We start from the raw sequence: 12,694 nt of genomic DNA on the forward strand, positions 1-12,694 counted from the left end.
CGCGAGTCGGGTCAACCGTCGCCGGTGCGCTCCGGTGCCTCTTCGGCGGGCGGGGCAGGAATGCGCCGGACCCAGACGACGATGCCGTCGGCGGCGATGACGCGCACCCGCTCGCCCGGTGCCGGAGCCTTGCGGCCCTCGTCGAGACGGGCCGGCCAGATCACCCCGTCGATGTTCACCTGGCCCTCGTGCCAGTGAAAGGTCTCGACGATCGCCTCGCGGCCGATGAGCTGGCTGGACCGGCGATTGAGGCGTCCGGCCGGATCGCCGCCCGCCGCCCGACGGTTGAGGATCGCACGGCCGGCGAAGATGAAGAGGATGGTGAAGACGGCGAAGAAGCCGATCTGTGCCACGCCCGAGAGTGCCGGCATGAGCCAGAGCAGCAGTGCGGTCAGCGCCGCAGCGAGCGCGGGCCAGATCAGATGCGTGGTGACGGTCAGCGCCTCGAGGCCCGCGAGCAGGATCGCGGCGGCCAGCCACCAGAGCGGCGATATACCGGTGAGAAGGCCGAGGAGGGGCAGGTTCATGCCCCCCTCCCGCCGCCGGAACCGACAGCCTTCGCGATCTCGGAAATGCCTGCGATCGAGCCCATCAGGCTTGAGGCATCGAGCGGCACCATCACCGTTTTCGAGTTCGGGCTCGCGGCGATGTCGCGGAGCGCCTCGGTGTAGCGCTGCGCCACGAAGTAGTTGATCGCCTGGATATCGCCGCGGGCGATGGCCTCGGACACCATCGCGGTGGCTTTCGCCTCGGCCTCGGCAGCGCGCTCGCGGGCCTCGGCGTCGAGGAAGGCGGCCTGGCGCCGGCCTTCGGCCTCGCGGATCTGCGCCTCGCGCTCGCCCTCGGCCTTGAGGATCGCCGAGGCCTTCTGGCCCTCGGCCTGGAGGATCTCGGCCCGCTTGTCGCGCTCGGCCTTCATCTGGCGCGCCATGGCTTCGGTGATGTCGGGCGGTGGCGCGAGGTCGCGGATCTCGACGCGGGTGACCTTCACCCCCCAGGGCGAGGAGGCAGAATCGATCACCGCGAGCAGCCGCAGGTTGATCGCATCGCGGTTGGAGAGCGCCTCGTCGAGATCCATCGAGCCAAGCACGGCGCGGATGTTGGTCTGGCTGATGTTGCGGAGCGCGTGTTCGAGGTTGCGCACCTCGTAGGCGGCGGAGGCGGCATCGACCACCTGGTAGAAGGCGACGGCATCGGCGACGACCATGGCGTTGTCGCGGCTGATGACTTCCTGCTCGTCGATATCAAGAACAGTTTCCATCATGTTGATCTTGGCGCCGATTCGATCAACGATGGGGACGAGGAAGCGCAGGCCCGGCTCGAGTGTGCGCGTGTAGCGGCCGAAGCGTTCCACGGTCCAGTTCTCGGCCTGCGGCACCGACTTGACGGTGGTGATGACGAGAATGACCGCGAGGACGAAGACGGCGATGACGGGGGCAAAGGCGGCATCCATGGGTTGAAATCCTCTTTTGGTCGGATCACTCGGAAGTAGAAGCCGGGTGTCAACGCTTTGTTAGCCTGTCGGGATTGTCCTGCACAACAAGCTGGTTGGAAAGCACCCCCGCGCATCGTAAGGTTCGGGGCGGCAGAGGCAGGAAAAGAAAAGAGCAATGGCGTTCACGCAGAAAGCGGACCCGCAGTTTTCGCAGCCTGTACGGCAGATCGTGATGATGCTCGTCGTGCTCGGCTTTGCCGCGGGCGTCGGGATCCTGCTGTTTCCGACCGTCTCACCGGTCTTCTTTGCGTCGCCCTATCTCAACGGCTTCATCCTCTTCGTGTTCTTCGTCGGGCTTTTCGCCTGTTTCTGGCAGGTGGTGACGCTGGTCTCCTCGGTGGTCTGGATCGAGAGCTTCGCGCTCGACCGGCCGGGGCACGAGTTCATCAAGGCCCCGCGGCTGCTGGCTTCGCTTGCGGCGCTGCTGGGCGACCGGCGCGCGCGGCGCGGGCTCACCTCAAGCTCGACCCAGTCGATCCTCGAAAGCGTCGGCACCCGGATCGAGGAGCAGCGCGACCTCACGCGCTATCTCATCAACCTGCTGATCTTCCTTGGGCTTCTCGGCACATTCTACGGGCTCGCGACGGTGGTGCCGGCGGTTGTGGAAACCATCCGATCGCTCGCGCCCAAGGAGGGCCAGGACGCCATCGAGGTGTTCGACAACCTCATGAGCGGGCTCGAGGACCAGCTCGGCGGCATGGGCACGGCTTTCGCCTCCTCGCTGCTGGGCCTTGCGGGCTCGCTCGTCGTGGGCCTGCTCGAGCTCTTCGCGAGCCATGCGCAGAACCGCTTCTACCGCGAGCTTGAGGACTGGCTCTCCTCGATCACCCGCATCGGCATTCCCGGCGTCGAGGGCGAGGAGGCGCTGACGGCGGGCAATGTGCTCATGGTGATCGGCCAGACCGCCGAGCAGATCGACAGCCTGCGCGAGGTGGTGGAGCAGAGCTTCGCCCGCGGCGGCGCCTCCGACGAGAAGCTTGCGGAACTCGCGCGGATCACCGAGGCGCGGATGGGCGAGCTTGCGCGCGCCGCCGAGGCGCAGCTCCGGGCGACCGAGGCGCAGACGGCGGAGCTCACGCGCGCAAGCCACGATCAGATCGGCGAGCTCGTGCGGGTGACGGAGACCCGCATGGGCGAGCTTGCGAACGTGATGGAGACCCGCGTCTCCGAGCTTGTCCGCGTCCTCTCCGAGCCGAAACCCGATCCGGTGGCGCCCGCGCTGCTCGAGCGCATCGCCGAGGCGCAGGAGCGGGTGGCCGCGATCCTCGAGAGCCGCGACGAGGATTCGGGCCATGTCGATGCCGAGACCCGCGCCCGGCTGCGCTCGATCGACACCCAGGTGGTGCGCATCCTCGAGGACCTCGCCGCCGGGCGGCAGGATCTCGTCACCGAGATTCGACAGGACATTTCGTCGCTCGCCGAGGCGCTGCGCGCGCTCGTCGCCCACAGGAGGCCCTGACCCTTGGCGCTCAGCCGTCGCAATTCGGGGCGTTTCTCGGCCACAATCTGGCCGGGCTTCGTCGATGCGATGACGGCACTTATCCTGGTGCTGTTCTTCGTGCTCTCGATCTTCATGATCGTGCAGTTCGTGCTGCGCGACACGATCACGGGCCAGGGGCAGAAGCTCGACGAGCTGACGCTCCAGGTCGCCAATCTCGCCGATGCGCTTGGCCTCGAACGCAGCCGCGCCGACCGGCAGGCGGAGCTGGTGGCGACGGTGACGGGGGAGCGCGACGCGGCGGTGGCCGAGATCTCCGAATACGAGACGCGGGTGCAGACGCTGCTGTCGCGGAACACGGAACTGGCCGACAGCCTGAAGGCGAGCGAGGCGGAGACCGCGGCGCAGCTCGATGCCAAGCAGGCCCTCGAGGCGATCGTCGCTTCGCTCCGGGACGAGAAGCAGGCTATCGAACAGCGGCTCGCGGATCAGGCGGACGACCTCTCGGAGGCCGAGGCCGAACGCCTGGCGCAGGCTGCGGCGGCGGAGCTCCTGAGAGAGCGGCTCGAGGGGTCGCAGGCGGAGCTGACCGCGCTTTCGCTCCAGCTCGAGGAGCAGCGCAAGCAGGCCGAGGACACGCTGACCCTGCTCGCCGCGGCGGAGGCGGCGCGCGACAAGCTGCAGGGCCAGGAGCGGGTATTGAGCGAGGCCGAGAAGACGGCCGCGGAGCTTGCCCAGGCGCGCGCACTGCTCTCCGAGGAGCAGCAGGTCTCGGCGGAAAGCCAGCGGCAGGTGGCGCTCCTCAACCAGCAGACGGCAGAGCTGCGCTCGCAGCTCGATGCGCTGCAGGGGCTTCTTGACGAGGCGGAGGCCCGCGACAGGGCCTCGAAGGTGCAGATCGAGAAGCTCGGCTCCAACCTCAACGCGGCGCTTGCGCGTGTGGCAGCCGAGCAGAGCGCAAAGGCGGAGCTCGAGGAGCGCGAGAAGGAGCGGCTGGCGGCAGAGGCGGCCGAGCTCGGCGAGGAGGCCCGCGATCTCCGGCGCTACCGCTCGGAGTTCTTCGGCCGGATGCGCGACATTCTCGCCAACCAGCCGGGGGTGCGGATCGTCGGCGACCGTTTCGTCTTTGATTCGGAAGTGCTGTTCCAGCAGGGTTCGGCGACGCTGGGGGCCGAGGGGCGCGAGCAGGTGGCGCAGGTCGCCCGCGTCATCAAGCAGATCGCGGGAGAGATCCCGCCGGGAATCAACTGGATCATCCGGGTGGACGGCCATACCGACAAGGTCCCGGTGGGCTTCAACCGCCAGTTCCGCGACAACTGGGAACTCAGCACGGCGCGGGCTCTGTCGGTGGTGAAATACATGATCGATGCCGAGGGCATTCCGCCCGAGCGGCTCGCCGCAGCGGGCTTCGGGGAATTCCAGCCGATCGACGCGGCCGACACGCCCGAAGCCTATGCTCGCAACCGCCGCATCGAGATGAAGTTCACCGAGCGCTAGGGCGAAGCGAGCCGGAGATTTTCCTCGAAATCCTGCGCATTTTCCGCCGCGTCATGCACGGAAAATTCAGCATTCTGTACCCATCCTGTTCTCATCCGACGCGACCCCGTTTTCAGGTCTTCCGCGCAGGCTTTTGCTGCACCGGAACAGGCGGGAGATGCGTCTTCGGCGAGGGAGATGAAGGACGATGGTGAGGCGCATCTGTTCCCACATGATCCGCCGGCTGGGCAGGATCGAATTCGGGCAATACAGACCCGAACGCCACTACATGCGCGGTGCGGGTCCGGCCTGCCGCCGACGCGAGATGACCCGTCCGGGCTGACCGGGCGGATCGGCATCAAGGTTCCTCTCGACCCGCGTCAGCGGTTCGCGTTCTCGCGCGCGAATGCCGCAGCCTCGGCGATCTGCTCCGCGTCCGGCCGGACGCCGGTGTAGAGCACGAACTGCTCAACGGCCTGCAACGCGATGACCTCCGCCCCGGTGATGAGCCTCTTTCCGGCCGAAGCTGCGGCCCGGAGGAACGGCGTTTCGGGGGGCAGGGCGACGACATCAAAGGCAATCTCTGCATCACCGATCATCGCCTCGGGGAAGGCCAGCGCTTCCGCGTCCGGGCCCTCCATGCCGAGAGGTGTCACATTGATGAGCAGGGGCGCGCCCGAGGGGCCAAGCGCCGGCTGCCAGTCGTAGCCGTAGGCTTCGGCCAGCCCGCGGCCGGCGGCCTCGTTCCGCGCCACGACCGTGCCCGCCTCGAAGCCGAGATGGCGCAGGGCCGCAATGACGGCCTTCGCCATGCCGCCGCTGCCGCGCAGAAGGAAGGGGGTGGAGGGTGAGATCCCCGCCGCCTCGACAAGGTGCCGGACGGCGATGAAATCGGTGTTGTAGCCGGTCAGCCGGCCGTCGTCGTTGACGATGGTATTGACCGAGTCGATGGCCGCCGCCGAAGCCTCGATCTCGTCGAGGAGCGGGATCACGTCTTCCTTGAACGGCATCGAGATCGCGCAGCCCCGGATGCCGAGCGCGCGGATGCCGCCGATCGCGGCATCGAGGTCGCGCGTGGTGAAGGCCTTGTAGACGAAATCAAGGCCGAAGATTTCGTAGAGGCGGTTGTGGAATCGGGTGCCGAAATTGCTCGGGCGCCCCGAGAGCGACATGCAGAGTTTCGTGTCGCGTCCGATCAGCGGTTTCACGGGTGAATGGCTCCTTGATGAGGGGGCCTCCCGGCGAGGCGATTGCAGGGTCTCCGGAGCTTTCGGCCCGGTCGTTTGTTGACCCTCGCAGGTGGGGGCGCTTTAAAGACCTGACGGGAGGACGGAATGAGGATTTCGGGCAGATGAAAACCATTCTTGTCGCCAATCGCAAGGGCGGCTGCGGAAAAACCATGACCGCGATCACCATCGCGTCCGCCTTGGCGAAGAGGGGGGAGAAGACCGCGCTGGCCGATGCCGATCCGCAGAAATCCGCGCTGCGCTGGCTGCGGCAGCGGCCGGCGGATGCCGCCTCGATCGCCGGGCTCGACTGGACCAAATCGGGCAATGTGGGCGATGCGCCGAAGCAGATCGAGTGGCTGGTGATCGACGCGCCGGGCGCGATAAAGGAGGGCCGCGCGCAGGCGCTCATTGCAGAGGCGGAGACGGTGATCGCGCCGGTGCTGCCGTCCTATTTCGACGAGGACAGCACCCGGCGCTTCCTGCGCGACATCGAGGACATCAAACGTATCCGGAAGGGGAAGGTCGGGCTTCATCTGATCGCGAACCGGGTACGGCCACAGCAGAAAGCGGCGCAGCGGTTGCAGGAGTTCTTCGACGATCTCGGCCATCAGCCTCTGGCCTGGATCACCGAACGCGCGGCCTATGCCGATCTCGCCGAGGAAGGGCTGGCGGTGTTCGACAAGCCCCAGCGTGCCTTCGAGGCGATGCGCAGCCAGTGGGAACCGGTTGTGGCCTCCGTGATCGAGGACTAGATTCTGCCCGTGCAGGGTCAGGAACCCCGCGGCCTGCCGCCGTGCGCGGTGGGGCGGGCGCGGGGCCATCGGCAAGGGAGATTTGCGATGAACGACGCCATGTCGACCCACAAGGGCCACATTTTCAGCGCGGAGGGGCTGCGCAAGCGCATGATCGATGAGAGGGAGGCCGAAGCCAGGCGCGCCTCCGGTGCAGCGGAGGAGATGAAGGCGCGCCAGAAGGCCTTCGCCGAGGATTTCCTCCAGCACCACATCGGCCACGAGGAACGCGCCCATATCATGGCGCTGGTCGATCGCGCGGCCGAGGAGGGCGAGTTCGAGGTGATGGTCTATTCCTTCCCCTCGGACCTCTGCACCGACGGCGGGCGGGCAATCAACAACACGCTGCCGAACTGGCCCGACACGCTTCAGGGCAAGGCGCGGGAGATCTATGACCTCTTCGAGCGCGTCGGCAAGCCGCTCGGCTATCGCTTCAAGGCGATGGTGGTGAGCTTTCCGGACGGGATGCCCGGTGATATCGGCTTCTTCGTCTCCTGGAAGCCGCCGATCGACGCCCACGGCAGCAGGAAGGACTGAACCATGGATCTGGGGATTCGCGGCCGCCGCGCCATCGTCTGCGCGGCATCGAAGGGACTGGGGCGCGGCTGTGCCGATGCCTTGGCGGAAGCGGGGGTCGATCTCGTCATCAATGCCCGCGGCGCCGAGGCGCTCGAGGCGGCGGCGGCGGAGCTCCGCGCCGCCCATGGGGTCGAGGTGATTGCGGTGCCGGGCGACATCACGAACGAGCTCGACCGGGCGAAGGTGATCGGCGCGGCGCCGAATGCGGACATTCTCGTCAACAATGCCGGTGGTCCGCCGCCGGGGATCTGGAGCGACTGGAGCCGCGAGGATTTCATCAAGGCGCTCGACGCCAACATGCTGACGCCGATCGCGATGATGCAGGCGCTCCTGCCGGGCATGTGCGAGCGCGGCTGGGGGCGGGTGGTCAACATCACCTCGCAGTCGGTGAAATCACCGATCCCGGCGCTCGGGCTCTCCAACTCGGCGCGGGCGGGGCTGACAGGCTTCGTGGCGGGCACGAGCCGTCAGGTGGCGCCGATGGGTGTCATCATCAACAACCTCCTGCCCGGCATCCATGACACCGATCGCGCCACCTCGCTCGATACCGGCGTCTCGAAGGCGGAGGGTCTGACGATCGAGGATGCGCGTGCCAAGCGCGAGGCGACGATCCCGGCCCGGCGTTACGGCACCCCGCACGAATTCGGCGCGGCCTGCGCCTTCCTCTGCTCGGAACTTTCCGGGTTCATCGTCGGGCAGAACATCCTGATCGACGGCGGCGCCTTCAACGCGACGTTCTGATCCAGGGCGGCGGGGGCGGATCAGCTCTCGCCGGCGGCGCCGCGGCCCTTGCGCCCGCCGCGGCGCCGCGGCTTCATGCGCTCGGCGCGGGCCGGAAGCTCGGCCATCACCGCGCGCCGGGCCTCTGCCGAAAGGCCCGACCAGCCCGCGATCTCGTCGAGCGAGCGGTAGCAGCCGAGGCAGAGGCGGCTCTCCTCGTCGATGACGCAGATCTTGACGCAGGGGCTCTCGATCTCGTTGCGTCTCCAGACATCTTCGCTCATGCGCGCCGCTCCAGGTGGCCGAGCCGGTCAAGCAGGCCCTGGAGGATGTAGCCCGCGGCCACATGGTCGATGACCTCGCCCCGGCGGCGGCGCGAGGTATCAGCCTCGAGCAGGGCGCGCTCGGCCGCGACGGTGGAGAGGCGTTCGTCCCAGAAGGTGATCGGCACCTCCGTCAGCCGCGAGAAGTTGCGGGCGAAGGCGCGGGTGGATTGGGCGCGCGGGCCCTCGCTTCCGTCCATGTTGCGCGGCAGGCCGAGAACAATGCCGCCGATCGCGCGTGGGCCCATCAGGGCGACCAGCGCCGCAGCGTCCTGGGTGAATTTGGTCCGACGGACGGTCTCGAGCGGTGAGGCAATGGAGCGCAGGGTGTCGGAGACCGCCACACCGATCGTCTTGGTGCCGAGATCAAGCCCCATCAGCGCGCGGCCCGGGGCGAGGGCTGCGGCGAATTCGGCGGCATCCTCGAGGATCGCGGCGCTCATTGCGTGAGCCCCCCCGCCTGCGCGGCGGCGTTGATCTCCGCGAGCGCAGCGCCATTGCCCGCGAACTTGGTTTGCGCCTCCTCCCAGGTTTCCTTCGCCTGATCGGTGCGGCCGAGAACGCCGAGCGCGCGGATGAGGCGCGCCCAGTCGGCCGGCGGGCCGCCCTCGGTCGCCAGCCGCTCGTTGAGCTGATCGACCATGCCGGTGATCATCGCCTGCCGCTCTTCGGGCGTCATCTGTTCGGCCGCAGTGATGTCAGCCTGGTTCGGCCCGGGCGCCGGGGTCGCGACACCCTCGGGAGGCGGCATGCCGGCGAGGCGCGCGACCTCGGCGATGTCATTCCGGATCGGCGCGATCCAGGGCGCGTCGGGCGGGCCCTCTTCGAGCAGGCGCGCCCAGAGCGGGTAGGCGAGATCCGGGCGGCCGCCCTGCAGCAGGGTGAGGCCGGAATAATAGCGCGCCACCGGGTTCTGGGGATCGCGGGCAAGCACCTTTGCGATCACTGCCTCGGCCTGCGGCGAGACATAGCCGTTGGTGGCGAGGATCATCAGCTCCGCGAGCTGGAGTTCGTCATTGACGGTTGCGTTGCCGTTCTGCATCGCGATCACCGCTTCCTGCGCGGCGCGCGCCTCCGGGAACTGGCCCATCGAGCCGAGGCTGCGGGCGAGCAGGCGGTGGCCTTCGAGATCTCCGGGCCGGTCCTTCAGCACCGCGCGGAGCTTCTCTACAAGCGCTGCGTCTTCCGGCCGCAACTGCGGCCGCTGGGCCGCATCGGCATTGGCGGCGATCGCGGCTTCGGCCTCCTCCTGTGAGGGGCGGCTGGCACGGGCTTCGGCCATGCGTTGTTCGCGGAGGGCAAGCGGCAGGTCCGGGTAGCCTGGAACGCCGACGCGGTCGTAGATCCCCAGCGCGAGGCCCGCGACCGCGATGAGCAGCAGGGCGCCGGCGATGCGCGAGACCCGCCGCGGCGCGGTGTGGGTCTCGGCCTCCGCGCCTTCGGCATCGGCAGCGGCAAGCAGGCGGCGGGAGACCTCGGCGCGGGTGGCTTCTGCCTCCTCCGGCGTGAGCACGCCGCGGGCGAGCTCCGTCTCCACCTCGCGCAGCTGGTCGCGGTAGACCTGCATGTCGTAGCTTGCCCGGCGCGAGGCCCTTCCGAAGCCGCGCAGCAGCGGCAGGAAGACCACCAGCAGGCAGACGACGGCCAGAACTCCCCCGACGATCCAGAACTGCATGTGGCTTCCATCCGGCTTGCTGTGCGTGTGGCGCGGACCCTAGTCTCCGGGCTGTCGCCGCACAATGTGGCTTTGGTCGCGATTGCGTGTCCGCACTCGCGACCCGATCGCGCGCGGCCGCCCGGCGCGCGGGCGGGGCTGCCCCGGTCTCAGAGCATCGAGGGCACGACCTGGTCGGGCGGACGGTGGCCGTCGGCGAAGGTCTTGATGTTGATGATGACCTTCTCGCCCATCTCGATGCGGCCCTCGATCGTTGCCGAGCCCATGTGTGGCAGCAGCATGACATTCGGGAGCTGCATGAGGCGGGGGTTCACGTCGTGGCCCTGCTCGTAGACATCGAGGCCCGCGCCGCCGAGCTCTCCGGCGCGCAGCATCCGGGTGAGCGCGTTTTCATCGATCACCTCGCCGCGGGCGGTGTTCACGATATAGGCGGTCGGCTTCATGAGCTTCAGCCGGCGGGCGTTCATGATGTGGAAGGTCGAGGGGGTGTGCGGCACGTTGATCGAAAGGATGTCGATCCGCGCGAGCATCTGGTCGAGGCTTTCCCACCAGTGTGCCCCGAGCTCCTGCTCGAGGGCGGGCGCGAGCTGGCGGCGGGCATGATAGTGGATGTCGAGGCCGAAGACCTTGGCCCGGCGCGCAACCGCCTGGCCGATGTTGCCCATCCCCAGGATGCCCAGCCGTTTGCCCGCGATGCGGTGGCCCATGAGCGCGGTCGGGCTCCAGCCCTCCCAGTTGCCGCTCTGGAGCAGGTGTACGCCCTCGGGCATCCGCCGCGGTACCGAGAGGATCAGTGCCATGGCCATGTCGGCGGTGTCTTCGGAGAGTACGCCCGGCGTGTTGGACACCGCGATGCCGCGCTGCAGCGCGGTGGCGACGTCGATATGGTCGAAGCCGGCACCGTAGTTGGCGATGAGCCTCAGCTGCGGACCGGCTTGCGCCAGCAGCCGCGAGTCGATCCGGTCGGTGATCGTGGGAACCAGCACGTCTGCCGTCTGCATCGCCCGGGCGAGTTCCTCGTTCGACAGAGGCTTGTCCTGAGTGTTGAGCGTTACATCGAACAGTTCCTGCATCCGCGCTTCGACGGGCTCGGGAAGTCGGCGTGTCACGAAGACGCTCACAGGTTTGGTCGGCATATTGATTCCTGTTTTTCTGGCGCTGCTTTTCGATTATCGTCGCGTCTTAATGGCACGGGGAGGTCTTGGAAATCCAGACACTATCCCGGCGAGAGGCGAGAGCAGGACCAAAGATGGAGAAGCAAACGGCGGGATACGCCGCCGCCTTCGTAGCGATTCTTCTTCTGGGCATGACATCCGCTGTTGCGCCGGTCCGTGGTGACGAGATCGTGGCGCGCGGACAGGTGACGAACCTGCCGTTGCCGCGCTTCGTCTCGATCCGCGCAGATACGGCAAACGCTCGGCGCGGGCCGGGAATGGACCAGCGGATCGACTGGGAATTCGTGCGCCGCGGCCTGCCGGTCGAGGTCACCGCCGAATACGGCAACTGGCGCCGGGTACGCGACATGGACGGCAAGGGCGGCTGGGTGCATCACACGCTGATTTCCGGCGTGCGCACGGCCTTGCTGCAGGGCGACGAGAATATCGCGATGCGCGCGAAGCCCGAGGAGGATGCGCTGGTCGTCGCGATGGCCGAGCCCGGCGTGATCGCGCGGATCGAGAAATGCGAGGGCGACTGGTGTGAGCTCGAGGCGGACCGCATCACGGGATGGGTGCCGCGGCGCCTGATCTGGGGCGTCGGCCCGAACGAGACCATCGACTGAGCCATCGGCCGGGTTGGTGGGACTTCCCGACCAGGAGCCGGGCCGGCGCCCTCGCGCTACGAGGACCGGCCGCGAAGGCGGATCACCACATCGACACGGGAGAGCAAGGCGCCCTCGGGAATCTTCGGCTCGGAGGCGAGCCGGATCGCGTCGTTCGGCGCATCCGACAGTCGGCTTTCGTCTTCCCAATAGTAATGCGGGTGATCGTCGATGCGGGTGTCGAAATAGGAGCGCGTGCCGTCAACGGTGATCTCGTGCATGAGGCCCGCGTCGCAGAACGCCCGGAGCGTGTTGTAGACGGTCGCGAGCGAGACGGGGACGTCGAGCGCGCTGGCGGCTTCATGGAGGCTTTCGGCGGTCACATGGCGGTTGCGTCCGTCGCCGACAAGAAGATTTGCCAACGCGAGGCGCTGTCGCGTGGGGCGCAGGGATCCGGAGGCGAGCCACTCCTCGGCGCGTCCCGCCGGGTCGGCTGTCATTTCCCGCGAGGCAGTCATTTCATTCACCTGGCTTGTTGCACTGTCCTCTATACCGGATTTTCCCGTGATTTCCAGCCCCGAGCCGGGTATGGCGGGATACGGAGGGCGACGACGCGGCCTTGCACGCCGTTCGGATGCGGTGTTACAGGTCGCCAAAGCCATCGCAGACTAGGGAATGGGAGCCTGGCAGGGAATGACTGATCGGCCGACGAGCATTGATTTCGAGGGGCTTATGACATGTGCCCGTGGTGAAATGTTCGGGCCCGGCAATCCGCAACTGCCCGCGCCGCCCATGCTGATGATGGACCGGGTGACCGAGATTTCTGCCGATGGCGGCCCTTCCGGCAAGGGCCATGTGGTCGCGGAGTTCGACATCAAGCCCGATCTCTGGTTCTTCCAGTGCCATTTCCTTGGCGACCCGGTGATGCCGGGCTGCCTCGGGCTCGATGCGCTCTGGCAGCTCACCGGCTTCAATCTCGGCTGGCGCGGGATGCTGGGCAAGGGCCGCGCGCTCGGTGTCGGGGAAGTCAAATTCACCGGGATGGTCACGCCCGATGTGAAGCTTGTCGAGTACACGGTCAATTTCACGCGGGTTCTGGACCGCAAGCTGAAACTCGGAATTGCCGACGGGATCATGAAGGCGGATGGCGAGGTGATCTACACCACCACCGACATGAAGGTCGGTCTATTCCAGGAGTAGAGAGGGGCA

Annotated in this window: 15 protein-coding genes; 7 read left to right on the plus strand and 8 right to left on the minus strand. The window is 67.5% G+C overall.

The window, feature by feature from the left end; translation table 11 throughout:
- Positions 1–11 precede the first annotated feature (11 nt).
- Complete coding sequence (locus ACF66B_RS00580; protein WP_111428741.1) at positions 12–527, minus strand: NfeD family protein; 516 nt, start codon at positions 525–527, stop codon at positions 12–14.
- Positions 524–1,453 (minus strand): SPFH domain-containing protein, encoded by a 930-nt coding sequence (locus tag ACF66B_RS00585; protein ID WP_111428740.1) that lies wholly within the window; start codon positions 1,451–1,453, stop codon positions 524–526. Before ACF66B_RS00585 ends, ACF66B_RS00580 begins: the two co-directional genes overlap by 4 nt.
- Positions 1,454–1,610: 157 nt before the next feature.
- On the opposite strand from ACF66B_RS00585, the gene ACF66B_RS00590 reads away from it, so the two are divergent.
- Positions 1,611–2,954 (plus strand): biopolymer transporter ExbB, encoded by a 1,344-nt coding sequence (locus ACF66B_RS00590; RefSeq protein WP_111428739.1) that lies wholly within the window; start codon positions 1,611–1,613, stop codon positions 2,952–2,954.
- A gap of 3 nt (positions 2,955–2,957) precedes the next feature.
- A complete protein-coding gene (locus ACF66B_RS00595; RefSeq protein ID WP_111428738.1) occupies positions 2,958–4,430 on the plus strand; it encodes a peptidoglycan -binding protein in 1,473 nt (490 codons plus the stop codon).
- Positions 4,431–4,789: 359 nt separating this feature from the next.
- Here ACF66B_RS00595 and ACF66B_RS00600 read toward each other — a convergent pair whose 3' ends face one another.
- A complete protein-coding gene (locus ACF66B_RS00600) occupies positions 4,790–5,617 on the minus strand; it encodes a shikimate 5-dehydrogenase (RefSeq protein ID WP_392663660.1) in 828 nt (275 codons plus the stop codon).
- Between the two features lie 143 nt (positions 5,618–5,760).
- Here ACF66B_RS00600 and ACF66B_RS00605 point away from each other — a divergent pair, with 143 nt between their 5' ends.
- The 3 genes from ACF66B_RS00605 to ACF66B_RS00615 all read left to right on the plus strand — a co-directional run bounded on the left by ACF66B_RS00605 (position 5,761) and on the right by ACF66B_RS00615 (position 7,749).
- Complete coding sequence (locus ACF66B_RS00605; RefSeq protein WP_111428737.1) at positions 5,761–6,390, plus strand: ParA family protein; 630 nt, start codon at positions 5,761–5,763, stop codon at positions 6,388–6,390.
- Positions 6,391–6,477: 87 nt separating this feature from the next.
- On the plus strand, positions 6,478–6,966 hold the full coding sequence (locus tag ACF66B_RS00610) for a hypothetical protein (protein WP_111428736.1): 489 nt from the start codon (positions 6,478–6,480) through the stop codon (positions 6,964–6,966).
- A gap of 3 nt (positions 6,967–6,969) precedes the next feature.
- Complete coding sequence (locus ACF66B_RS00615) at positions 6,970–7,749, plus strand: SDR family oxidoreductase (RefSeq protein ID WP_111428735.1); 780 nt, start codon at positions 6,970–6,972, stop codon at positions 7,747–7,749.
- 20 nt (positions 7,750–7,769) lie between these two features.
- On the opposite strand, the gene ACF66B_RS00620 is transcribed toward ACF66B_RS00615, so the two are convergent.
- From ACF66B_RS00620 to ACF66B_RS00635, 4 genes are all read right to left on the minus strand, one after another.
- A complete protein-coding gene (locus ACF66B_RS00620) occupies positions 7,770–8,012 on the minus strand; it encodes a DUF1289 domain-containing protein (protein ID WP_111428734.1) in 243 nt (80 codons plus the stop codon).
- A complete protein-coding gene (gene ruvX / locus ACF66B_RS00625) occupies positions 8,009–8,494 on the minus strand; it encodes a Holliday junction resolvase RuvX (protein WP_111428733.1) in 486 nt (161 codons plus the stop codon). The genes ACF66B_RS00620 and ruvX overlap by 4 nt, the downstream gene beginning before the upstream one ends.
- Positions 8,491–9,726: a c-type cytochrome biogenesis protein CcmI gene (ccmI, locus tag ACF66B_RS00630; protein WP_111428732.1), complete on the minus strand. Its 1,236-nt coding sequence runs from the start codon at positions 9,724–9,726 to the stop codon at positions 8,491–8,493. The genes ruvX and ccmI overlap by 4 nt, the downstream gene beginning before the upstream one ends.
- 149 nt (positions 9,727–9,875) lie before the next feature.
- Positions 9,876–10,862 carry a D-glycerate dehydrogenase gene (locus tag ACF66B_RS00635; RefSeq protein ID WP_111428731.1) on the minus strand — a complete coding sequence of 329 codons (987 nt, stop codon included), beginning with the start codon at positions 10,860–10,862 and terminating at the stop codon, positions 9,876–9,878.
- A gap of 113 nt (positions 10,863–10,975) precedes the next feature.
- On the opposite strand from ACF66B_RS00635, the gene ACF66B_RS00640 reads away from it, so the two are divergent.
- A complete protein-coding gene (locus tag ACF66B_RS00640; protein WP_111428730.1) occupies positions 10,976–11,506 on the plus strand; it encodes an SH3 domain-containing protein in 531 nt (176 codons plus the stop codon).
- A 56-nt stretch (positions 11,507–11,562) separates the two neighbouring features.
- Here the strand turns inward: ACF66B_RS00640 and irrA are convergent, their stop codons facing one another.
- Entirely contained in the window at positions 11,563–11,985 is a 423-nt protein-coding gene (gene irrA, locus ACF66B_RS00645; protein WP_111428958.1) for an iron response transcriptional regulator IrrA, read from the minus strand.
- 193 nt (positions 11,986–12,178) lie between these two features.
- Between irrA and fabA the strand changes: the two genes are divergently transcribed.
- Positions 12,179–12,685, plus strand: coding sequence for a bifunctional 3-hydroxydecanoyl-ACP dehydratase/trans-2-decenoyl-ACP isomerase (fabA, locus tag ACF66B_RS00650; RefSeq protein WP_111428957.1), 507 nt, complete (start codon positions 12,179–12,181; stop codon positions 12,683–12,685).
- Positions 12,686–12,694 lie beyond the last annotated feature (9 nt).

The sequence above is a fragment of the Amaricoccus sp. B4 genome, assembly GCF_043226085.1.
Taxonomy (GTDB): domain Bacteria; phylum Pseudomonadota; class Alphaproteobacteria; order Rhodobacterales; family Rhodobacteraceae; genus Amaricoccus.

Bases quoted from the DNA above. Each gene is read 5' to 3' on its own strand.
- irrA (WP_111428958.1), bottom strand. From the start codon at position 11,985: ATGACAGCCGACCCGGCGGGACGCGCCGAGGAGTGGCTCGCCTCCGGA.
- ACF66B_RS00620 (WP_111428734.1), bottom strand. From the start codon at position 8,012: ATGAGCGAAGATGTCTGGAGACGCAACGAGATCGAGAGCCCCTGCGTC.
- ruvX (WP_111428733.1), bottom strand. From the start codon at position 8,494: ATGAGCGCCGCGATCCTCGAGGATGCCGCCGAATTCGCCGCAGCCCTC.
- ACF66B_RS00640 (WP_111428730.1), top strand. From the start codon at position 10,976: ATGGAGAAGCAAACGGCGGGATACGCCGCCGCCTTCGTAGCGATTCTT.
- ACF66B_RS00610 (WP_111428736.1), top strand. From the start codon at position 6,478: ATGAACGACGCCATGTCGACCCACAAGGGCCACATTTTCAGCGCGGAG.
- ACF66B_RS00605 (WP_111428737.1), top strand. From the start codon at position 5,761: ATGAAAACCATTCTTGTCGCCAATCGCAAGGGCGGCTGCGGAAAAACC.
- ACF66B_RS00635 (WP_111428731.1), bottom strand. From the start codon at position 10,862: ATGCCGACCAAACCTGTGAGCGTCTTCGTGACACGCCGACTTCCCGAG.
- ccmI (WP_111428732.1), bottom strand. From the start codon at position 9,726: ATGCAGTTCTGGATCGTCGGGGGAGTTCTGGCCGTCGTCTGCCTGCTG.
- ACF66B_RS00580 (WP_111428741.1), bottom strand. From the start codon at position 527: ATGAACCTGCCCCTCCTCGGCCTTCTCACCGGTATATCGCCGCTCTGG.
- fabA (WP_111428957.1), top strand. From the start codon at position 12,179: ATGACTGATCGGCCGACGAGCATTGATTTCGAGGGGCTTATGACATGT.
- ACF66B_RS00590 (WP_111428739.1), top strand. From the start codon at position 1,611: ATGGCGTTCACGCAGAAAGCGGACCCGCAGTTTTCGCAGCCTGTACGG.
- ACF66B_RS00615 (WP_111428735.1), top strand. From the start codon at position 6,970: ATGGATCTGGGGATTCGCGGCCGCCGCGCCATCGTCTGCGCGGCATCG.
- ACF66B_RS00585 (WP_111428740.1), bottom strand. From the start codon at position 1,453: ATGGATGCCGCCTTTGCCCCCGTCATCGCCGTCTTCGTCCTCGCGGTC.